This window comes from Microcoleus sp. B3-D2 (assembly GCF_036705345.1).
In the GTDB taxonomy this organism is placed as follows: Bacteria; Cyanobacteriota; Cyanobacteriia; order Cyanobacteriales; family Microcoleaceae; genus Microcoleus.
Window position 1 is genome coordinate 47,008 of sequence record NZ_JAUBUG010000040.1, and the last position, 20,141, is coordinate 67,148.

General features: G+C 45.8%; 22 protein-coding genes. 5 read left to right on the plus strand and 17 right to left on the minus strand.

The genetic code is table 11. From position 1 onward, the window contains the following. Positions 1–59 precede the first annotated feature (59 nt). Complete coding sequence (locus QUB14_RS16430) at positions 60–638, minus strand: DUF1997 domain-containing protein (protein WP_333218059.1); 579 nt, start codon at positions 636–638, stop codon at positions 60–62. Positions 639–860: 222 nt separating this feature from the next. On the opposite strand from QUB14_RS16430, the gene pheA reads away from it, so the two are divergent. Together pheA and QUB14_RS16440 are read left to right on the plus strand one after the other, a co-directional pair. Then, a complete protein-coding gene (gene pheA / locus QUB14_RS16435; RefSeq protein WP_333218058.1) occupies positions 861–1,808 on the plus strand; it encodes a prephenate dehydratase in 948 nt (315 codons plus the stop codon). A 50-nt stretch (positions 1,809–1,858) separates the two neighbouring features. Then, complete coding sequence (locus QUB14_RS16440) at positions 1,859–2,503, plus strand: pentapeptide repeat-containing protein (RefSeq protein WP_333218057.1); 645 nt, start codon at positions 1,859–1,861, stop codon at positions 2,501–2,503. A 33-nt stretch (positions 2,504–2,536) separates the two neighbouring features. Here QUB14_RS16440 and QUB14_RS16445 read toward each other — a convergent pair whose 3' ends face one another. The 7 genes from QUB14_RS16445 to rpsL all read right to left on the minus strand — a co-directional run bounded on the left by QUB14_RS16445 (position 2,537) and on the right by rpsL (position 9,966). After that, the gene (locus QUB14_RS16445; RefSeq protein ID WP_333218055.1) at positions 2,537–3,469 is read right to left on the minus strand and encodes a PspA/IM30 family protein; all 933 of its coding nucleotides are present in this window, start codon (positions 3,467–3,469) and stop codon (positions 2,537–2,539) included. 215 nt (positions 3,470–3,684) lie between these two features. Further along, positions 3,685–4,326: an LON peptidase substrate-binding domain-containing protein gene (locus tag QUB14_RS16450; RefSeq protein WP_006632192.1), complete on the minus strand. Its 642-nt coding sequence runs from the start codon at positions 4,324–4,326 to the stop codon at positions 3,685–3,687. Positions 4,327–4,734: 408 nt separating this feature from the next. Continuing rightward, on the minus strand, positions 4,735–5,052 hold the full coding sequence (gene rpsJ, locus QUB14_RS16455) for a 30S ribosomal protein S10 (protein WP_006632193.1): 318 nt from the start codon (positions 5,050–5,052) through the stop codon (positions 4,735–4,737). Between the two features lie 182 nt (positions 5,053–5,234). Beyond that, complete coding sequence (gene tuf, locus QUB14_RS16460; RefSeq protein WP_190660866.1) at positions 5,235–6,464, minus strand: elongation factor Tu; 1,230 nt, start codon at positions 6,462–6,464, stop codon at positions 5,235–5,237. A gap of 102 nt (positions 6,465–6,566) precedes the next feature. Beyond that, on the minus strand, positions 6,567–8,639 hold the full coding sequence (gene fusA / locus QUB14_RS16465) for an elongation factor G (protein ID WP_190660864.1): 2,073 nt from the start codon (positions 8,637–8,639) through the stop codon (positions 6,567–6,569). 330 nt (positions 8,640–8,969) lie between these two features. Beyond that, entirely contained in the window at positions 8,970–9,440 is a 471-nt protein-coding gene (gene rpsG / locus QUB14_RS16470) for a 30S ribosomal protein S7 (RefSeq protein WP_006632196.1), read from the minus strand. A 145-nt stretch (positions 9,441–9,585) separates the two neighbouring features. Continuing rightward, positions 9,586–9,966, minus strand: a complete 381-nt coding sequence (gene rpsL, locus QUB14_RS16475) for a 30S ribosomal protein S12 (RefSeq protein ID WP_006632197.1) — start codon at positions 9,964–9,966, stop codon at positions 9,586–9,588. Positions 9,967–10,051: 85 nt separating this feature from the next. Between rpsL and QUB14_RS16480 the strand changes: the two genes are divergently transcribed. The 3 genes from QUB14_RS16480 to QUB14_RS16490 all read left to right on the plus strand — a co-directional run bounded on the left by QUB14_RS16480 (position 10,052) and on the right by QUB14_RS16490 (position 11,680). Beyond that, positions 10,052–10,204, plus strand: coding sequence for a hypothetical protein (locus tag QUB14_RS16480; RefSeq protein ID WP_333218053.1), 153 nt, complete (start codon positions 10,052–10,054; stop codon positions 10,202–10,204). 213 nt (positions 10,205–10,417) lie between these two features. Then, positions 10,418–10,621, plus strand: coding sequence for a hypothetical protein (locus QUB14_RS16485; RefSeq protein WP_015174049.1), 204 nt, complete (start codon positions 10,418–10,420; stop codon positions 10,619–10,621). A 207-nt stretch (positions 10,622–10,828) separates the two neighbouring features. Continuing rightward, positions 10,829–11,680 (plus strand): Npun_R2479 family HD domain-containing metalloprotein, encoded by an 852-nt coding sequence (locus QUB14_RS16490; RefSeq protein ID WP_333218050.1) that lies wholly within the window; start codon positions 10,829–10,831, stop codon positions 11,678–11,680. 244 nt (positions 11,681–11,924) lie between these two features. On the opposite strand, the gene QUB14_RS16495 is transcribed toward QUB14_RS16490, so the two are convergent. The 9 genes from QUB14_RS16495 to QUB14_RS16535 all read right to left on the minus strand — a co-directional run bounded on the left by QUB14_RS16495 (position 11,925) and on the right by QUB14_RS16535 (position 20,064). Beyond that, positions 11,925–12,440 carry a transcriptional repressor gene (locus QUB14_RS16495; protein ID WP_333218048.1) on the minus strand — a complete coding sequence of 172 codons (516 nt, stop codon included), beginning with the start codon at positions 12,438–12,440 and terminating at the stop codon, positions 11,925–11,927. Between the two features lie 671 nt (positions 12,441–13,111). Beyond that, positions 13,112–13,426 (minus strand): photosystem I reaction center subunit XI, encoded by a 315-nt coding sequence (locus QUB14_RS16500; RefSeq protein ID WP_333218046.1) that lies wholly within the window; start codon positions 13,424–13,426, stop codon positions 13,112–13,114. Further along, positions 13,423–13,680, minus strand: a complete 258-nt coding sequence (locus QUB14_RS16505) for a hypothetical protein (protein ID WP_333218044.1) — start codon at positions 13,678–13,680, stop codon at positions 13,423–13,425. The genes QUB14_RS16500 and QUB14_RS16505 overlap by 4 nt, the downstream gene beginning before the upstream one ends. Before the next feature lie 533 nt (positions 13,681–14,213). After that, complete coding sequence (locus tag QUB14_RS16510; protein WP_039886887.1) at positions 14,214–14,951, minus strand: response regulator transcription factor; 738 nt, start codon at positions 14,949–14,951, stop codon at positions 14,214–14,216. Between the two features lie 250 nt (positions 14,952–15,201). Beyond that, positions 15,202–16,902, minus strand: a complete 1,701-nt coding sequence (gene ltrA, locus QUB14_RS16515) for a group II intron reverse transcriptase/maturase (protein ID WP_333218043.1) — start codon at positions 16,900–16,902, stop codon at positions 15,202–15,204. Between the two features lie 1,068 nt (positions 16,903–17,970). Next, positions 17,971–18,933 (minus strand): FTR1 family protein, encoded by a 963-nt coding sequence (locus tag QUB14_RS16520; protein WP_333218042.1) that lies wholly within the window; start codon positions 18,931–18,933, stop codon positions 17,971–17,973. Between the two features lie 111 nt (positions 18,934–19,044). Beyond that, positions 19,045–19,479: a ferritin-like domain-containing protein gene (locus QUB14_RS16525; protein WP_006632205.1), complete on the minus strand. Its 435-nt coding sequence runs from the start codon at positions 19,477–19,479 to the stop codon at positions 19,045–19,047. 118 nt (positions 19,480–19,597) lie between these two features. Next, the gene (locus tag QUB14_RS16530; RefSeq protein WP_333218040.1) at positions 19,598–19,918 is read right to left on the minus strand and encodes a hypothetical protein; all 321 of its coding nucleotides are present in this window, start codon (positions 19,916–19,918) and stop codon (positions 19,598–19,600) included. Continuing rightward, the gene (locus QUB14_RS16535) at positions 19,876–20,064 is read right to left on the minus strand and encodes a hypothetical protein (protein WP_333218038.1); all 189 of its coding nucleotides are present in this window, start codon (positions 20,062–20,064) and stop codon (positions 19,876–19,878) included. The genes QUB14_RS16530 and QUB14_RS16535 overlap by 43 nt, the downstream gene beginning before the upstream one ends. Between the last annotated feature and the right edge of the window lie 77 nt (positions 20,065–20,141).

Sequence of the window (20,141 nt, forward strand, 5' to 3'; positions counted from 1 at the left end):
TGACCTGATTTGTGCCTAACTATCCCTATACATTAATTAACACGTTCTCTCGTAGGATTTCACCCTTCTAAAGATAAGATTGGGGGGAGCTCGATCGATGTTACCTCAGTTTCACTGCTTGCCCACCGGCGGTAATCCGAGAGCAACTGGTGCATCAAGCGCTGTTTGACGCTCAGCAGTACGCTCTTGAGCAAAGCATTCCCCGTTGCTTCTAAAATGGGTTTGGGCGTCAGCCAAAACGGCGGCGGTAACTCTACTTGCACTTCCAAATCCGCTTTTCCCCTCAAGTACGCTACGCCGCTGCTTTGGTGTACACAAAGCTGTCCTTTGAGATTGAGAGCAAAGCGATCGTTGATATAACCCACGCCGCGAATTTCGCAGGCGACGGACTCCAAATTGATTGTGCCGTCCGACTGCGCCCACACCCTCATGTCTACTGTGGGTTGAAGGCTCAGCATCATAAATTGTAACGGTCGCATTTTTAGGCGGAAACAGTCATCGCTTAGCTGTTCTGTGCGACTTTGATCGACAAGGGCGTTCACCAGTCGCCTCGGCTGGCGCAGATAATGTTGAATGGGAACCCGTTCCTCTGGTACGGCGATCTCAACGGATTGGGAAGAATTAAAGCGGGTATACATGAGAAAATATCAAAATATAGGATTCCTAAGCATATCTTAATAAACTATCACCTTTTTTAAGGTGACATAAGTCGCGCCCTAAGTCAGGTGACATACGTCGCGGCCCCAGCAATGTCATCCGAGAAATCACCGATAAAAGCTTTCGGGACATCGCTAATTTTTCATCATACTTCCTAGCTGATGAGAGTAAAGCAAACATTTGTAACCTAAAATTGCCTCTAAATGAAAATTTCCTTAGCGAAGCCCTCGAAGAGGATCGCACATCTCGGCCCTGTTGGTACAAATGCAGAAACAGCGGCTCTAGCTTATGTCAATTGGTTGAGCCAAGAAACTAACTTGGAATGCACCCTGTGTCCTTATTCCACCATTTCCCAAGCGCTAGAGGCATCGGCCGTAGGGCAGGTTGACTATTCAGTTGTGCCCGTTGAAAATTCGATCGAAGGCAGTGTGACTGTCACCTTAGATACACTGTGGCGACTCGATCAACTCCGCATTCAACACGCCTTAGTTTTGCCAATTTCCCACGCTCTGGTGTCTAATGCCAAAAATTTTAACGAGATTCAAAAAGTTTACTCTCACCCGCAAGCGCTAGCTCAGTGTCAGGTATGGTTGGGGCAGTTTATTCCCTCAGCTCAATTAATTCCGGCCAATTCTACCACGGAAGCATTGCAATATCTGGAAGATAGAAATGTAGCAGCGATATCTTCGCCAAGAGCTGCTGAACTTTACCATTTGCCAGTGTTAGCTCAACCCATTAATGATTATCCCGATAATTACACTCGATTTTGGGTACTCAGCAGGAGTTTTGGAGAAATCGCCAACGTAGAACCAGGGGAGCGCTCATCCATTAAATCCATTACAGAATCTGCTTCTAAGTTGATCCTCGATGCTTCAGCGTCTAATTGCACCCATACCTCACTAGCTTTTAGCGTACCTGCCAATATGCCGGGAGCATTGGTAAAACCTTTGCAAGTATTTGCCAGTCGCGGTATTAATTTAAGTCGGATTGAATCTAGACCGACTAAAAGATCGCTGGGAGAATATATTTTCTTTATGGACGTTGAGGCTAACGCCTGCCAAGCATTTGTTCGATCGGCACTGGAAGAATTAAAAAATCACACCGAAACTTTAAAAATCTTTGGTTGCTACAGCTTGCTGTCAGTAGTATAATTTCTTTTTATGTACTATACTTTTTAAGTAAAACTTAGGAGGCTGGTGAGATGAATGCTGATGAACTTCTCAAGCGATACGCAGCCGGAGAAAGAAATTTTCATGAAACAAACTTGAAAGAGGCTTCTTTGCGAGAAGCTTTCCTAATTCATATTAATCTAGCCTGCGCGAATCTCAAAGAAATAAATTTTGCTTTGGCAAACTTAAGGGGGGCCAACTTAATAGCTGGCAAGCTCAAGAATGCCTGTCTGGTGATGACCAACCTAAATGGAGCTAACCTGAGCCGAGCAGATCTAACTTTCGCAAGATTAACAGGAGCTGACCTGATTGAAGCAAACTTGGAAAACGCCAACTTGAGCGACACCAAAATGATAGGTGTTAATTTGAGCGGAGCCTGCTTGTGCGCGGCAAACCTGATGGAAGCCAACCTCATAGATGCTTGCTTGGACAATACAAACCTTCAAAAAGCCAATCTAAGCGAGGCTAAACTGCGGGGAGCGAGTCTGAGGAGAGCCGACTTGAGAAACGCTTTTTTGTGTGAAACTAACCTTGAGGGCGCAGACTTGAGAGGAGCGGACTTGAGGGGTGCTAATTTGAGCGGGGCATTTTTGTGCGGTGCTAATTGGGAAGGAGCTAAGCGAGATGAGGCAACAATTTTCAGTGGCACAATACAGTTTTGCATCAGACAAGTATGAGATTAGGCAATATATCCGCAGATAATCCGACAACTAAGGACTAAAAAATATATTATTGACTTGGCTGAAAGTGAAGTCTATTTGCTGCTGTACCTTAGCAAAATGAAGCTGCATCTTGAGGATTTCTTTCTTGGAATTAGCTTGAGCAATCTTACTTTCCAAAGCCAGCAAGTTGCGGTTGAGATTTTCTACTCGCACAGTTTGGTAGTCTAAGTCAATTTTTAGTTCTGCGGCCCGATCGACTTGAACCTGCTTGCCAACCACGGCGAGGCGGATTGAATTTTCATCCTGTGTCTGAAGAGCTAGCAAAGCTCGCTGCTGCCACTGGTTGGCTTGAGATTCAGCTTGATTGTAAAGCCACTGAATCCGCAGTTGGGCGGAAATCGCACTGCCAACAGCCTGACGCAGTTCTTTGAGAGGTTCCTGAATTTCTAAGATTAATAGTTCCCAAAGATTCATCAGTTCGCTGGTAAATTCTTCGCGTTCTACAGAGGCTACCAGTGCTTCTAAGAGCAACAAATTTGGTTGCATTTGCTGCGTAACTGTCTCAAATATTAACTGTGCTTCGGACATTTGCCGATCGTAATTTTTTTCTGAGACTGCACCGGATGAGTGCTTTAATATTTTTTCAGTGCTATCTACCTTAGCTTCGGAATCTGAATTTGAAGCTACAAAGGCCTGTAATTTTTCCCGGGCGATCGAATTCAGCCTTTGTCGAAGCAAATCACAAGCCGCCCGCTGCACTGGCCCTGTTTCGCTTTGACAAATGTTGATGACTATTTTTAAGCCGGCATCGCCGTAATTCAATGTCTCTCTCAGGGCGGCGATTCGATGTTCGCTGACAGAACTAGACAGCCGATGTTTAACTCCTGCTAGTCCGCCGAGCACTACACCGCCCACAGGAGGTGGCAGTTGACCGCCTCTAACTGCATCGTATGGTTTCGGTTGGTCGTGATTGTCTAACACAAGTTACTGCTATAAGGAACCTATCCGAACCTGTTTGAAGTTAAGAATTAAACAGATACCAGTTCCAAAAAAGAATAGAACTGCAGGCAATCTCCCAACTCTTAGTTCATAACTCATTCCCAATCGAAAATCGCAAATCGAAAATGGTATGATTTGTGTGTAATTATTTCTTCAATGCAGGTCAAACCGATCGTGCTTTTTCCTAGGCAAATTGGCTACTTGAGGGTATCTTTAAGTACAGTCCTCGCTGCCAAGTGATTGCGAGTAGAAGTCAAAATTTCGGTTTCGCGTTCCAATCTCGCAGCAGTATCTTGCAATTCTAAAAGAGTTTGCTGTTCTGTCGCTGCCCCGTAAAGGTAGCTGGCTACCCAGTAGGACAATTCTGTAGGCAAACTGGGAATGTCTTCGGGCAGGTCGATCGGCTGATCCATCAATTTGCTGGAGAGGCGAACTACATCTCTCAGCAGTTGTTCGACATCTTTTCCCAAAGGTCTGAGGTCTTTTTGCGGCGGTTCGTCTTCAATCCATTCTACTAGACCGACTAAATACGGTTTTTCCCGAACTGCGTCGAGCACTCGGAACCGCTGCTGCCCGAGGGTCATAATTTTCATGCGATCGTCGGGCAGGCGTTGGCAGTGAATCACTTCGGCACAACAGCCAACGGCAGAGACTTTGTTTTGGTTGGGGTCCCACATGAGTACACCGAAACGCCGATCGCCCTCCAGAATCGTATTCATCATGATTCGATAGCGAAACTCGAAGATTTGCAGCGGTAGCGGTCTACCTGGAAATAGAACCACTTCCGGCAACGGAAATAAGGGGAGTTCGCGAACTGCTACAGAGGAAGAGGATGCCATTGTCGCTCAAAAGTGACGGTACTTGCGCTTATTTTTCTTACTTTAACTGATTAAAGGCAATTCCGGGGCAGGAGCGATCGGGCTTTTGCGACGCGGATTTGAGCCAGCGAGCGCGATCGCCCCTGCTGGCAGCTTGACAAAGGCGTTATTTCGTCAAAATGCTAAATATACCTTTTTGCTGAACTAAGTGATGCTGAATGCGATGATAGCGACTGCTCAAGGAGCGTTTTTGTAGTGATCGCCCCTTAATTAAGAATAATTATTTAAGTTCGTGCCGGAGCAGAAATTATTGTTGATTATTAACTAATAACTAATACCTAATAAGTAATGACTAGGGAACTTTATGCAAAAAGAAGGAACAAATGCTCTGCCCTTTGATCCTTCTTTCTGCGTTTGAGATAGGTCAATCTACAGCTTGACTTCGATATCTACGCCGGCTGGCAAATCCAGTTTCATCAAAGCGTCAATTGTTTTGGCTGATGGCTGGTGAATGTCGATAATCCGGCGGTGCGTGCGGGTTTCAAAGTGTTCGCGAGAATCTTTGTCTACGTGGGGCGATCGCAGCAAGCAGTAAATCCGGCGTTTTGTCGGTAGGGGAATCGGGCCGATCGCTGTGGCTGCTGTCCGATTTGCTGTATCTACAATCTTTTCGCAGGATGCGTCTAGAATTCGGCGATCGAAAGCTTTGAGGCGAATGCGAATTTTTTGCTGTTGAATTGTTGCCATTTTTGTTTCTTGAATTTTCGAGGTTCAGTTTGTTGTTTGTTGCCTGTTGTCTGTCGTCTATTTGCAGTTCTTTTCGGGCTAACTGCTAACTTCTGACTCATAACTAATGACTAATCACTAAATAGCAGAAAAGCCTGATTAAATTTGGTGGCTTTTCTGCTATTTAAGCTGTTATCGGATTCCTACTTGAGGATTTTGGAAACAACGCCGGCGCCAACGGTGCGTCCGCCTTCGCGGATAGCGAAGCGCATTCCTTGTTCGATCGCGATCGGGTGAATCAGTTCAACAGTCATTTTGATCCGGTCACCGGGCATCACCATTTCTGCTTCACTACCGTCATCAGCGGTGAACTGTGCGATCGTGCCGGTCACGTCAGTGGTACGGACGTAGAATTGAGGGCGATATCCAGAGAAAAAGGGCGTGTGCCGGCCGCCTTCTTCCTTCTTGAGGATGTACACTTCAGATTCAAACTGAGTGTGAGGCATGATGCTTTTCGGCTTGGCAATCACCATTCCGCGTTCAATATCCGCCTTCAAAATCCCCCGCAGCAGTAGACCAACGTTGTCGCCGGCCAAACCTTCTTCCAGAGACTTGGTGAACATTTCCACACCAGTCACTGTAGTGCTGCGAGTATCCTTAAGACCCACCAATTCGACTGTTTCGCCGACTTTGATGGTTCCGCGCTCAATCCGACCAGTGGCGACCGTACCCCGACCAGTAATCGAGAATACGTCTTCAACTGCCATCAAGAAAGGCTTGTCAACTTCGCGTTCTGGGGTGGGGATGTAAGCATCTACTTCTTCCATCAGCTTGTAAATTTTGTCAACCCACTCATTTTCGCCCTTGACAGTCTTGGGATTAGCAAGCATCGCTTCGAGAGCTTTCAATCCCGAACCTGTGACGATGGGGATGTCATCGCCCGGAAAATCGTAAGAGCTCAAAAGTTCGCGAACTTCCAGTTCTACCAATTCCAACAGTTCAGCATCATCCACCATGTCTTCTTTGTTCAAGAACACAACCAAGCTGGGAACGCCAACTTGCTTTGCCAGCAGGATGTGTTCGCGAGTTTGAGGCATGGGGCCGTCTGCGGCTGATACCACTAAGATGCCACCGTCCATTTGAGCGGCACCGGTGATCATGTTTTTCACGTAGTCAGCGTGTCCGGGGCAATCTACGTGGGCATAGTGCCGACCTGTGGTTTCGTATTCGACGTGAGCAGTATTAATCGTAATACCCCGTGCTTTTTCTTCTGGCGCGGCGTCGATGTCGGCGTAGTTCTTAGCCTTTGCTTGACCTAGTGCAGAGAGAGTCATCGTAATCGCGGCGGTCAAAGTTGTTTTGCCGTGGTCAACGTGACCGATCGTGCCGATGTTTACGTGGGGTTTATTCCGTTCAAATTTTGCGCGTGCCATTCTCGATTTGTTCCTTGTTTCTTTTAGCGATTTTAGATTTTAACATTTTAGATTTTAGACTTTGGATTTCATCCAAAATCCAAAATCTAAAATTCAAAATCGTTAGTTACCTTTGTTCTTAGCGATGATGGCTTCAGCCACATTTCGCGGCACTTCTTCGTAATGGCTGAATTCCATTGTGAAGATGCCCCGACCTTGGGTTTTCGAGCGGATGTCAGTGGCGTAGCCAAACATTTCTGCTAGTGGAACTTTTACAGAAACTTTGGCAATTCCCTGATCCGTCTCTTGGCCCTCAATCTGACCCCGACGCGAGTTGAGGTCACCGATGATGTTCCCGATGTAATCTTCGGGAACTTCCACCTCTACTTTCATCATAGGCTCTAGCAGCACAGGCGAAGCCTTCATCACGGCTTCTTTGATCGCCATTGAGCCGGCGATCTTAAATGCCATTTCCGAAGAGTCTACGTCGTGGAAAGACCCGTCTACCATAGTAGCTTTGAGGTCGATCACGGGATATCCTGCTACAATACCCGATTCGCAGGCTTCTTTCATCCCTTGTTCGGCCGGGCCGATGTACTCTTTCGGTACAGTGCCGCCGACAATTTTGGAGACAAATTCAAAGCCGCTTCCGACTTCGGTAGGTTCTAGTTCGATCACGACGTGACCGTACTGACCTTTACCGCCGCTTTGGCGGATAAATTTACCTTCGGCGCGGACGGCTTTGCGAATGGTTTCGCGGTAGGCTACTTGCGGCTGACCCACGTTGGCTTCTACTTTGAATTCGCGCAGCATCCTGTCTACCAGGATTTCCAGGTGCAGTTCGCCCATGCCGGCGATGACTGTCTGGTTGGTTTCTGGGTCAACGTTGACTCGGAAGGTAGGGTCTTCTTCCGAGAGCGACTGGAGGGCTTTGGAGAGCTTCTCCATGTCTTGTTTGGTTTTGGGTTCGACAGCCACCGAGATGACTGGCTCTGGAATAAACAGAGATTCCAGAATCACTGGCGCTCCTTCTTCGCAGAGGGTGTCGCCGGTGAAGGTGTCTTTCAAACCCAAGGCTGCTCCCAAGTCTCCTGCCCGCAGTTCCTCAACTTCTATCCGATCGTCCGCTTTGAGTACAATTAGGCGAGAAACCCGCTCTTTTTTGTCTTTGGTGGAGTTCAGGACGTAGGTACCTTTTTTGAGGATACCGGAGTAGACGCGAACAAAGGTCAGGCGACCGTAGGGGTCAGCCATGATTTTGAATGCCAGGGCTGACAGGGGGGCGCTGTCATCTGCAAATCGTTCTGCTGTGTCGCCGTTGGGGAGGAGTCCTTGAATTGGGGGAACTTCCAAGGGCGACGGCAGGTAGTCGATCACTGCATCCAACAAAAGCTGAACGCCTTTGTTTTTGAACGCCGAACCGCACAACATGGGGACGATCGTCCCAGATATCGCGCCAGTCCGCAAAGCTGCACGAATTTCGTCTTCCGTTAACTCTTCGCCTTCAAGGTATTTCTCCGTAAGGGCGTCGTTGGTTTCTGCTACGGACTCGATCAGCTTGGTGCGGTATTCTACGGCTAGATCCTTTACTTCATCGGGGATTTCTACTTCCTCGATGTCGGTTCCCATGTCGTTGTTGTAGATATAGGCTTTCATTTGCACTAAGTCTACAATTCCCCGGAAGTTTTCTTCACTGCCGATCGGGATTTGGATGGGTACGGCGTTCGCTCTCATTCGATCGCGAATTTGGGCGTAGACTTTGTAGAAGTTTGCGCCCATCCGATCCATTTTGTTGACGAACACGATCCGCGGTACTTTGTACCGATCGGCTTGTCGCCAAACTGTCTCGGATTGCGGCTGCACTCCCCCTACCGAGCAGAACACTGCGATCACTCCGTCGAGCACTCGCATCGAGCGTTCGACTTCGATCGTGAAGTCTACGTGTCCGGGAGTGTCGATGATGTTGATTTTGTAATCTTTCCAACTGGTGGTGATAGCAGCGGCAGTAATCGTAATTCCCCGCTCCCGCTCTTGCTCCATCCAGTCAGTGACTGCTGTTCCCTCGTGCACTTCACCCATTTTGTGAACCATGCCTGAATAGAACAGAATTCTTTCAGTTGTTGTTGTTTTGCCCGCGTCGATGTGGGCTGCGATGCCGATGTTGCGAGTTTTTTCTAGCGGGACGGTACGTGCCACAGCTACCTCCTTAATCTTGTGTTGCTGTTATAATACTATTATACTACACAGTAACCCTATTTTGCACTCCCCAGCGACTTACAAAAGTCTCTGGAGCTTATTGTTACATTTTAATATTTTTTGCAAATTTTGTTTACAAAAATATTAAGGATGCGACATGGAGGATTCAGAGAGTGCGTGAATTTTGATTTTGGGAGTTTTGAGTTTGCTTCACGAATCGCAACTGCGCCAAGAGAAGCAATCTCAACACTCAACACTTACACTTTCCAATTTCTCACCCGATGCTTTTATACCGCACGATCGCGCTCTTCTCCATGCCCGATGTTGCAGTTAGTAGCGGTAGTGAGCAAAAGCCTTGTTAGCTTCAGCCATGCGGTGAGTTTCTTCGCGCTTGCGAATAGCACTGCCTGTTTCGTTAGCTGCATCCATCAGTTCGTTGGCTAGCTTGGCGGCCATCGAGCGGCCGGTGCGGGCGCGGGCAAATCTGATCAGCCAGCGGAGGGCGAGGGTGGTACCGCGATCGGAGCGCACTTCCATCGGCACTTGGTAGGTGGCGCCACCTACCCGGCGGGCTTTGACTTCTACCAGGGGGGTCGCGTTTTTGACTGCTTTTTCAAACAAGTCTAACGGTTCAGCCCCTGTGCGTTCTTGGATGGTTTTGAGGGCGTCGTAGACGATGCTGGAGGCAACGGATTTTTTGCCGTGCTGCATGATCCGTCTCACCATCATGCTTACCAACCGGCTGTTGTAGGTTGGATCTGGTGGAACTGGACGTTTTTGAATAACTGTGCGGCGAGACATAGTTCTACTTGGGATTTTTGATTTTGAATGACTGAGTTTGGGGTTTTGGGCTCAGATCTCGATCTATGACGATCGAGCGTGCAATCGCTCGGCGCGATCGGATTTATTTTTGCTTCTCAACCTCGACGATCGGGCGAGCTGCGTGTTATTTTTTCTCTTTAGGACGCTTGGCCCCGTATTTGGAACGACCCTGCTTGCGGTCTTTCACCCCAGCGGTGTCTAATGTACCGCGAATGATGTGGTATCTAACTCCGGGCAAATCTTTTACCCGACCGCCCCGGATCATTACTACAGAGTGTTCTTGCAAGTTGTGACCGATCCCTGGGATGTAGGCTGTCACTTCAAAACCAGAGGTCAGCCGTACCCGAGCCACCTTCCGCAGCGCCGAGTTGGGTTTTTTCGGGGTGGTCGTGTACACTCTGGTGCAAACTCCGCGGCGCTGGGGGCAACTCTTGAGAGCTGGCGATTTGGTTTTTTTCTGCGTTTGTTCCCGTGCTGAACGGATGAGTTGCTGAATAGTGGGCATGAGTTACGGCATTTCTAGCTTTTTGCTGAATATAGTGATTTGGCTGCATCCGCACTGAAAGTCCCTTCCCCTCTGGGGGGACGGGATGAATGAAAATCTATGGGTAAGTGAGGATACCAGACTCTATATTCTACACGACGCGAGTTTCTTTGGCAAGAAATTTGCACGGCGGACGATCGAACTTCTTTCGTGGCTGCAAGTTGGGAGGGGGCGAGCGCAACGGGAGAATGGTATGTGACATCCTATAATTTAGGCGCAACTATGATGATTGTCACAGGCGTCAGCAAAATTTATGAAGCTCGCCATATCGCTTTTTCGATCAAATTACCATTGTTAGGAGAGGCGCATTAACTCCAGCCTGCGATCGCATCACAGTCTATAGCCGATCTACATCACATAAACTTATCTAAAATTGCCGGACAATAAGAAATATACATTGAGTTGACTGCAGATGACAACCAAAGCTTATATTCCTGAATATAAAATTTCCGAACTTTACTTGAACATTTGGAAATCCGGTAAGATCGATCGGACTGTGTTCCAACAAATTCAATACGCAATTAATTCTCACAGTTTAAAAAGTTCAGAGGAGCGAAAAATTGTCAGCAGGCTGCTCTATGCAGTACGGCGGGGATGGGTGTCAGTGATGGACTGAGTTGCTTGGGAGTTTTGACTCAGGGCGCGAGATTGCTTAGTGACTCCCCGGGCGTAGCTGCGTCAATGAGTTTTGAGATTGCCACCCACAGAGCACAACACACACGGGGTGCAGGAGTTGTGAGTTCAAATCTCATCCATAAAATTAGACTACTCCCCAATAGATGCACCGTTCTTGAAAGGCAATATTAAGGTAAAAGGATAGGATATGTTTAATTCTACAGAACTGCTGATCGAGGCTTTCATCGAACAACTTCAGAACGGGTACAGCCGCACTTACGGAGGCTACAAATCAGACTATGCTGACATTATTGCCTGGGTGGGGGCAATGGCGTTAGAAAACATCGCTAACAGCGACGCTCTTTATCACAATGTAGAACACGCCATTTGCATTAGCTTAGTCGGTCAAGAAATCTTGCGGGGAAAACACATTCGCAAGGGCGGAGTTTCCTGCGAAGATTGGCTGCACTTCATCATTTCTTTGCTGTGCCAAGACATCGGATATGTCAAAGGAGTTTGCCGGCAAGACCAAGAATCAGAAGGATTGTATGCTACTGGAAAAGATGGCATGAGAATTGCACTTGCTCCCGGTGCAACAGCGGCTAGCTTAGCTCCTTACCGAGTTGACAGAGCTAAATTGTTCATTGACGAGCGCTTCGGCAACCACAAGCTAATTAATGCTGAGATAATTAAGCAGAACATAGAACAGACTCGTTTCTCGGTGCTTGACGGTAACACTGACGAGGATGCACTTAATTACTCTAGTTTAGTGCGCGGTGCTGACTTGATAGGTCAGCTCAGCAACCCACAATATTTGCAGAAAATTGGCGCGCTGTTTTACGAGTTGGAAGAAAGCGGTGCTACTAAAATTTTGGGCTATCGACATCCGGGCGACTTGCTGCAAAGCTACTCTAAGTTTTACTGGACCGGCATTTATCCTCACATCAGTGAATCTCTCGGTTACTTGCAGTTGACGCAGGAAGGTAAACAGATTGTTGCTAGTTTGTACGCTAACATATTTCGGATGGAACACCAACGTTGCGATTCTGAGGTTGCTTGACGGAAGGGGAAGGGAAAGGCGACCATTTTTAAATGCGTGACATTACTTTTCTAATAATTGCTTCGCTAACCTTCCTTAACATTCCTTCCCATGCTACTAAGCAGAAGGGGTTTTGAATGCGTGAGATTGCTTTCCTAAGAATCACTTCGCTAGCATTCCTTGCAACCCTATTGCCATACCTGAGTTCAAGAGTGGCCAATTACCAATTACCAATTCCCCATTACCGAAGTGTATTTCATCCCAATCAACTAATTTCCTCATCAATTTCTGAATGATATCGGGGACACAACCAATTGCTGGGTACCAAAGAAGGCCATCCCTCCCGCAGCGCTTCCAAACAAACAGCTCGCACAGTTAATTGACAGTCAAGCAGTTCGACCCCAGCTTTTTCAACTTGCTTTTTGCCAATTCTTAAAATGGATTCATCGCTAAATTCAAAGGTTTTGTGACACTGAATGCAAACCAGGTGGTGGTGGTGATGCAATTCGGGAAAATTCTGTTCGTAATGTTTGTGCCCTTCTGCTAATTCTAGTTCACGCAAAATTCCAATTCTTGCTAATAAATGCAGGGTTCGGTAGACAGTAGACAAGCCTATTCGTTCTCCTTTATTCTGCAAAGTCCTGTATAACTCTTCCGCACTTAAATGATTGCCTTGTGGCAGATTTTGAAAGACACTCAAAATAGTTTCTCGCTGGGGAGTAAGGCGGCAGCCTCTCTGGTTTAGTTCGACTTTGAGTGAGTTAGCACTGTATAAATTCATGTCGCAAAAAATAAAAAACTTGAACGAGGCTTCTAGTGGATTATCTGTTATTTATTCGCGCTCTTTTTTAGATTCTCCTAAAGTGTATTTTCCGTGATAATCCATCTAATTCTAGACTTCCCCTTTAGTTAAGGGTAATCTGCTAGCCATCTATCCCCCTTGCTAAAAGTGGAACTAAAAAAGTAGTTTTCGGTATTTATGCGTAATTTTTGTGAAGTTTCTAGTAATGTTGCTGATAAGCATTGGTAAAACAATTCTTAGGGTCAAAGTCAGTGCAACCGATCGCATCTTCAGTACAAGCAACGCACGGGCGCACTGTAAATTTGAGGCGGTAGTCCGTCGTAAAAAAATCCCAATAACAATGAATTGGATACAAGCGCTTGATTTGATGCGCTCCTTCTGGCAATGTTACGGACAGACTCCACAAAAATAATCAAAGTGGCGATACATAAATTTTAGAAAAAGACAGTCATACGGTTATTGCTCAAGGTTGACCGAAATCTGAACGGCGTTTGTAGGTAAAAAATAGGAATTGCACCATCGATTTTCTGTGTGTAACTGCGCTGTAACAGCGACAAAAGGTTTTCAGCAAGTCGGCGGATGAAAGTCTGTTTCGCAATTCCTAATTCTCCGGGCTTGCGCTCGACCGATGTCAACCGCCAGCAGAGTAGTTAATTGACAAAACCTCGAACAATGGCATCTATAGGAGAAATATTTTCTAGCAGCAAATAGCCGAGAAAAGCTGCAGAGGTGTCACCGATGACAAAACCACTCGGGAATAAACTCCCAGGTTCGGGAGTTTTATGCCAATAGAATGACTTGTCTTTTTCCAGATTTTGTCGATCGCCAACACAAAGGGCGATCGCCCCAATCAAAATCAATGCCAGCGTCGTCAGCAAACCCGTCAGCCGTGTCAACTCTTTTTCCTGCAACCGAATCCACACAGCAACTGCTCCTACTAGGGAATATCCGTCAGCTAAACTCATAAACCACCGAAATACATAGCTTTGGGTACCAACAAGAAGGTAGCGACACCCAGCAAAACTAGGCTGATGCCCAAGAGGGTGGTCATTTTGTCTGCGTCTTCCCATGTGTAGCCAAAGAAAGAAGTTCTTGCTTCGAGGGTTGCTGGCCCTTTGAGGGAGTGAAAGATGTCGCCGAAGCCTAGAAAGGCTGAGCTGATTAGGTGAATCGCCCTAACGGCGAAGAAGGATTTTTTTGCCATGCTGGTCACGGCCATTTACCTCTTGAGAAAGATGTCAGGGGAGTTTTAAGCGATAGCAGGTTATTGATATAGATAATCAACAATTTTAGTAGTTTCGTCAAGGGGTATTTGAGAAAAATTTTCACTGATTTGAGTTCAGGTATGTAAATCAGTAGGAAAAAACATCGCCCTATCACGATTATGACTGTTTTTGGCGCTTTAGCAGAGTTTGGTCTCTCGTTAGCAAAAATAGCAGCTAAAGGAATACTTCTAAATTTATTGATAAATAATATTATTAAAGAGTATTATGGCTAGAGTATTGTTTAAGTAGCTATCCAATCCTCTCGGAAAAGACAAGGTGGGAAAAGAAATCCGGTACTTTCCTATGGACAAGCTTCTCTAAAAGTACGGTTAGAGGGGGGTGCGCCATTGTTTTTTCCGAATCAAGAGAGTTAATGCCTCTTTGTTGACATATTCATCTCAAACTCCAAACAACCAAGCCTGAGAGCAAATGCTCTCAGGCTTTTCTAGCGGAATTTTTAACTGCTTGTTGCATCTGGCGCGCTAGCTCAAGCAGAGGATTTGGTTTCTTCAGCTACTTGCTCGTTGTTGGGCAACTCCAGGCAATAACCGGCCCCGTATACGGTTTTGATGTACCGAGGATGGCGGGGATCGGGTTCCATCTTGGTTCTCAGGTGTCTGATGTGTACACGAATAGTTTCGATGTCGTCGTCGGGGTCGTAACCCCACACTTCTTTGAGAATTTCGCTGGGAGAAACTGTCTGACCGTGGCGCTGAAGCAAGCAGTGCAGCAACTCAAACTCTAGGTGGGTCAGTTTGACTGTCTGAGCGTACCAAACAGCTTCAAACCTTTCGGGGACAAGCGTCAGCGGGCCGTAATTCAGAATTTCGGAGTGTTTGGCAGCTTGGGGGATGCGGTCTGTGCGCCTTAGTAGAGCTCGCACTCGGGCTAGCATCTCTTCTAGTTCAAAGGGTTTGGTCAGGTAGTCGTCGGCGCCGGAGTTGAAGCCTTCTACTTTGTCTTGAGTTTGACTTAAGGCTGTCAACATCAAGACGGGAATGTCTGAGGTGCGCTCGTCACGCCGCAAACGCTGACATACGGTGAATCCGTCTACTCTAGGCAGCATGAGGTCTAGCATGATCAGGTCGGGGAGCAGTTGTATGGCTAGTGCCTGACCTTTGATGCCGTCTTCTGCCTGGGTGACTTCATAGCCAGCCATTTCTAGGTTGACGGCTACGAGTTCGGCGATCGCCGCGTCATCATCAATAACAAGTATCCGGGGCATCATTATTTATCTCACCGCTAACCGAATGGCAGATCCTACAGCCTTCTGGGGGTTCCAGGTAACTTTAACGAACAATTTTTTAATTTTAAGCTTCATGTAAGGATTATAAGGTTGATTAAGAACTTTCGGGGCTCTGTAAATGTTAGAGTCGATAGGGGCATTTCTACCCCTACCTCTCCTTCAGAACCGGACATGAAACTTTCGCCTCATCCGGCTCCTCGATATCTTCATCCTTTGTTAAGGATACAACTCAAAACGGTGTTACACTGGTTCTTGATAAGGAACCGTCATTTTCCGTTTTTGTGTCGTGACAATGCTTGTGCAGAAGTTGGAGGTTTTTATACTCATCCTTACCGCCTAGTGAGCGGGGTTGGATATGGTCAACTTCTACAGTGTCTGTAGGTGTGAAGTACAGACCACAGTGGGTGCATTTACCTTTTTGTGTCTTCAGGAGTGTTGCCACTCTTGTTGGTGTTTCGGGGTATTCTCCGCGTCTCTTGCTCCAATAAATCCAGTCACCATCATAAGGTGTTGAATTGCCCTTCACCTTGACGTGCCTTACAATAGGCGTTGCTGAGTGTTGAGCTAATTCTAAGCCTTTTTCTGTGCTGAAACACCAATTTCTGTCACCTACTGTTCTCCAGTATTTGTCTTTATTGATGCTACCTTTTCCCCGTCTTCTAGCCCAGGCTCGTAGTTTGTCGTAAGTAAGACTGTCAACCTTTTTAAAGGTTTCCTTACTTACTACTGTAGAGTAGTAGTTTGACCATCCCCTAATTATTGGATTCAGCCGACTGATTAAAGCAGCTTGAGGGGCGGTGTTGTGTGTATCTATTACTTCTCCAATTTTTTCCAGATGAGCTTTGATTTTTAGCTTGGACGGAGTAATTAATGTCTTAAAACCAAGTGGTATTCCTTTTGTATTTTTGGCACTTCGGTAGTTACCTACCTGATGTTGTTGTACGTGAAATCCTAAAAACTCAAACCCAACATTTCCATTATATTCGTTGAGGGTGTGGGTTAATTTTGTTTTACTTGGTTTTAATTCTAAGCCAAAATCACTTAACCAATCTGCAATTATCTTTTGACAGGCTATTATTACTTCAATGTCTTTGTGAATAATCACAAAATCATCGGCGTATCGGATTAAACTGATTGCCCTTTGTTGGTTAACAGAAGTTCCTACGAATTGTTTAACCCGTTCTTCCATTCGGTGAAGGGCTATGTTAGCCAATAGCGGGGAAATGACCCCTCCTTGTGGCGTACCTTCAATGGTCGGAAAGATTTCACCTTGGTCTAATACCCCACTTTTAAGCCACGACTTAATTTGTTTTCGGAGTCGTGGATAGGTATTGATTTTGTCAAGTAATGCTTTGTGATTAATGCAGTCAAAGCATTTGGCAATATCAGCGTCTAGTACATATTTAGCTTTGTATCTGATACTGTCAAAAATAGCTCCAATCGCATCGTGACATGACCTACCTGGTCTAAAACCATATGAGTTTGGCTCGAATTTTGCTTCCCATTCTGGTTCAAGAGCTGCTTTCACAACTGCTTGTAGGGCGCGGTCGTACATTGTGGGTATGCCTAATGGTCTGGACTCATTAGTTCCTGGTTTTGGTATCATTATCCTACGTGTAGGTTGTGATTTGCCAGTTGCTTTGAGTTGACTTACTAGCTTAATTCGTTGCTTTGGGGATAGTAATTTAATACCGTCCACACCTGCTGTACGCTTACCAGTATTGTCTTGCGTGACCCGTCGTACCGCTAAAACCTTATTAGACCATGAATTAATCAAGGTCTTCTGAAGCTTCCGAACTGCTTTAACATCGCCACGCTCACTTGCTCGATAGATACGTTTTTGCAACTTAAATGTCAATCTTTCAGCTCTTCGCCAATTGATTTGATTCCATTCCACCGTCAGGTTGTCCTGCGTTTTAGACTTATTCATTGCTACTAGGTTCCTATCCTTGAAGTTACCGTGTATCCGTCTGCATATCTCTGTCATTACAACAGGGCATTGGCTTTTGATACAATCCTTCTCTCGTATATCATTCGTTAGCTACTTACTGATAATTCACCTGATTTCAGAGATATATGAGAGTTACTTCGTTCCAAATACACATTGATTGAGTTTGTAGTGTGATGCTATCCACCGGGTTTATAGGCAGTGCTTGTAGGTCGAAAGAAACAATCGCCTACGCCCTATCCTTGCCTTTTGGCTTGGTCTTTATCAGTCTTTACCGCGTTTTTTCAACGGTTTTATTCTGATTTAGCCGTTAGACCATCTTATTTAACGATGGTTCAGACACATCTTTGCTTTCGCTACACATGAACTCTTGCTCGACAGTTACCAGTTTCGGCTACCAGTAGTCTGCTTTTTATCCCCGCTTTATCCTTTTAGTTGCTACCTAACAAGATAGGGGATATGCTTTTACCGCTGCACTTGCGGACTGGGACTAAGGATGACCTGCACCCAGATGTGTATTTAGTTGTTATGACTTAGGAGCCATACTAGCCATCCTTGAGTATTGCTGCTCATTTCGACTAAACGAATCGCACATTCTTGTACTAATTATAAGCCCTAGGAGCACATATCAGAAAACTGTTGACCCAAAATCTTGCTGGGGGCAGATTTTTGGTCGGCAAGAACAGCCTTAACTTTTGCACTGTGCGCCTGGGGCTTCACAGCATCGCCCTAACGGTAGTCCGCGTTTTGCATAACCCTGTCAACCGTTAACTGTAAATTTTTTAAGTTAGTTAATTTTGCTTATAAAATTTTTGTGTTTTTTTAGGGAATAGGGCTTGCTTTGTTGGGGTATTGACGGTATTATTAAATAATAGTAATATAAGTATTTATAACTTGAATAAACAATATTGCAATCATTAAATGATATCATATAAAAGTCAAATAATCAATTCCGCAAGCTGACAATTTTTGGTCATTTTTTTGCCTGTGGGGCTAATTGTTGTCTCGCCCTAGAATCAGCAAAACAACCGATAACAACCGCTTGCATACCTACTGAGGGCGAGTTTGCGATCGATCTGGCTGAGTATTTTTGTTGGGAAGAGTCGCCTTAGATCCTAATTTTTGGAAATAAAGACCGCCGATGGTGGCTAAGAATATTGTGTAAGCCGCTGCTTGGACGAGATAAAGTCGATCTCTGTATCCAAACAGTGCTTTGAGAAGCACTCCTGGAAATTGCCGATCGGGCAAAATTCCCGCTGCATTCCACACCATCGGGCCTAAAATACAAGAGTGCACTGGTGCGAGGCGATCGTAATAAACACAAATCGCTGCATACTTGCTATTCATCTGCGACAAAATCCCAGCGGCTTGGTCAAAATGTTTGAGTGCAGATACTGCCAAACCTGCCACGATTAACAGCAACAAAATCCCCATAAACTTGAAAAACAGGCGGATATCAATTTTGACACCCCACTTGAACAGTAGCGCGCCAATGATTGCCGCCCCAGTCAAACCGCCCAAAGATCCCAAAGCGGGACTCAAACCTTGTTGAAACTGAGCGCTGACAAATATAACTGTTTCAAAACCTTCGCGCAGTACCGCAATAAAAATTAAGCCAAATACGCCCCAGCCGGCATGGCTATTTTCTGTCAAAGCTGCTGTAACTGCTCCTTCAACTTCTGCTTTGAGAAAGCGCGCTTGCTGAGTCATCCAAATTAGCATCCAGCTTAGCATTGCGATCGCCACCATGCCCAACACGCCCTCTAATAGCTGTTTAATTACTGGTGCGTAAGCCTGCTCTGATGTTGATAGTGCTGCCAGCAATCCATTGAATAAAACACCCACAAAACCGCTAGCAGCAATGCCGGCTGCGACACCTGCATAAACCCAAGAATTGAGGTGACTTTGCTCGGCTTTTTTGAGGCAAGCTAGTACAATTCCGACGACTAAGGCGGCTTCTACGCCTTCGCGCAGGGTAATTACAAAAGTCGGTACCGCTTCAATAAAATTCATTTTTTATAATTATGGGGCATGGGGGAGAGTGCATTGGTCACTGGTCATTGGAAATAACAACTAACTCATAAGCAATAACCAATAACCAATAACAACTAACTAATCATTAAATCAACTATAATCACGCAGCATTTTTTTCAGTTCTACTTGGTGCAATTCTTCTTGCCCAATTAGATTGCGGGCATATTCTTCCAAATAAACGCTGGAGCCGCCCACGACTTCAAGTAAAGATTTATACTTTTTCAGCGCTTTTTTCTCGTGATTTAAACTTTCTTCCAACAAGTCTTTCACCGAGTGTTTGTAGGTTTCTTCGATGGGAGCAATTTTCTGACTGGGATGCCCCTCTAAACCGGTGAGAATTTCTCCTGCTTGTTGGGCGTGGAGTAAGGATTCCGTTGCTTGTGCTTTAAAAAACTGCACGATGGGAATCCGGTTTGGCCCTGTCACCATTAGTGAATAGTGGGTGTAGCGCACGACACCTGCTAGTTCCCATTCCATGATGGTGCATAGCAGTTCCTGGGTTTTTTTGTCGTCAAGTTCTTTCATTGGTTGTTTTAGATGTAGAATGCCTTAGAGGGCGCTGTTTATAATATCACATTTAAGTTAAAAATGAAAGATAAGGTGCGGATGGCGCACCTTACCGGATATAGATGTTGTATGTGAGTTAGGGGTTAACTTCTAAGGTTCCAGTAGGAGCAAACACTACAGTAAACTTAGCGACTGGTGCTGCATTGTTGCTGCTAGTTTCGAGAGATTTGAGCAGATTTGGCAAAGGAGTTTCTTTTGTGTAATCCTTGGCTGGTTGATTGAGCGGCTCGAAATGGGCGATCGCCCCATCTTGACTTGTAGTGACTCGATAAACTAGATTTTGATTGAACGTAGGGCTAGTTTGCCAACTTTGATCGATGCGATCGTAGACTTTCAGAGCTAGCTCATCTAGTTTTAGCGATTTTTTTTCTCTAAAATTGCGTCGCCATAGTTCCACAAAATCCACGCACAAGCTACTGTTAAAGGCAATGTAAACAGCACGCTAAATTCGTGATATTCCATCAAAACGTACTGCGCTAGAGGAGAGTTTTCTTTCAGCGCTGCTCTAGCTCCGGCGAAATCTATGCCTGCTCGATACCGCATATACAGCACTTCCGGATGTTATGAGGTACAGTAGCAGCAATTAGTAAACCAGTTTTTGAGATGTTTCGGATTAATTA

Bases quoted from the DNA above. Each gene is read 5' to 3' on its own strand.
- QUB14_RS16480 (WP_333218053.1), top strand. From the start codon at position 10,052: ATGAATGAAAATCTATGGGTAAGTGAGGATACCAGACTCTATATTCTA.
- rpsL (WP_006632197.1), bottom strand. From the start codon at position 9,966: ATGCCCACTATTCAGCAACTCATCCGTTCAGCACGGGAACAAACGCAG.
- QUB14_RS16510 (WP_039886887.1), bottom strand. From the start codon at position 14,951: ATGCCCCGGATACTTGTTATTGATGATGACGCGGCGATCGCCGAACTC.
- QUB14_RS16525 (WP_006632205.1), bottom strand. From the start codon at position 19,479: ATGAAAGAACTTGACGACAAAAAAACCCAGGAACTGCTATGCACCATC.
- QUB14_RS16440 (WP_333218057.1), top strand. From the start codon at position 1,859: ATGAATGCTGATGAACTTCTCAAGCGATACGCAGCCGGAGAAAGAAAT.
- QUB14_RS16430 (WP_333218059.1), bottom strand. From the start codon at position 638: ATGTATACCCGCTTTAATTCTTCCCAATCCGTTGAGATCGCCGTACCA.
- tuf (WP_190660866.1), bottom strand. From the start codon at position 6,464: ATGGCACGCGCAAAATTTGAACGGAATAAACCCCACGTAAACATCGGC.
- QUB14_RS16535 (WP_333218038.1), bottom strand. From the start codon at position 20,064: ATGCGGTATCGAGCAGGCATAGATTTCGCCGGAGCTAGAGCAGCGCTG.
- QUB14_RS16485 (WP_015174049.1), top strand. From the start codon at position 10,418: ATGACAACCAAAGCTTATATTCCTGAATATAAAATTTCCGAACTTTAC.
- QUB14_RS16505 (WP_333218044.1), bottom strand. From the start codon at position 13,680: ATGGCCGTGACCAGCATGGCAAAAAAATCCTTCTTCGCCGTTAGGGCG.
- QUB14_RS16490 (WP_333218050.1), top strand. From the start codon at position 10,829: ATGTTTAATTCTACAGAACTGCTGATCGAGGCTTTCATCGAACAACTT.
- QUB14_RS16520 (WP_333218042.1), bottom strand. From the start codon at position 18,933: ATGAATTTTATTGAAGCGGTACCGACTTTTGTAATTACCCTGCGCGAA.
- QUB14_RS16495 (WP_333218048.1), bottom strand. From the start codon at position 12,440: ATGAATTTATACAGTGCTAACTCACTCAAAGTCGAACTAAACCAGAGA.
- rpsJ (WP_006632193.1), bottom strand. From the start codon at position 5,052: ATGGCAACAATTCAACAGCAAAAAATTCGCATTCGCCTCAAAGCTTTC.
- ltrA (WP_333218043.1), bottom strand. From the start codon at position 16,902: ATGAATAAGTCTAAAACGCAGGACAACCTGACGGTGGAATGGAATCAA.
- pheA (WP_333218058.1), top strand. From the start codon at position 861: ATGAAAATTTCCTTAGCGAAGCCCTCGAAGAGGATCGCACATCTCGGC.
- rpsG (WP_006632196.1), bottom strand. From the start codon at position 9,440: ATGTCTCGCCGCACAGTTATTCAAAAACGTCCAGTTCCACCAGATCCA.
- QUB14_RS16500 (WP_333218046.1), bottom strand. From the start codon at position 13,426: ATGAGTTTAGCTGACGGATATTCCCTAGTAGGAGCAGTTGCTGTGTGG.
- QUB14_RS16450 (WP_006632192.1), bottom strand. From the start codon at position 4,326: ATGGCATCCTCTTCCTCTGTAGCAGTTCGCGAACTCCCCTTATTTCCG.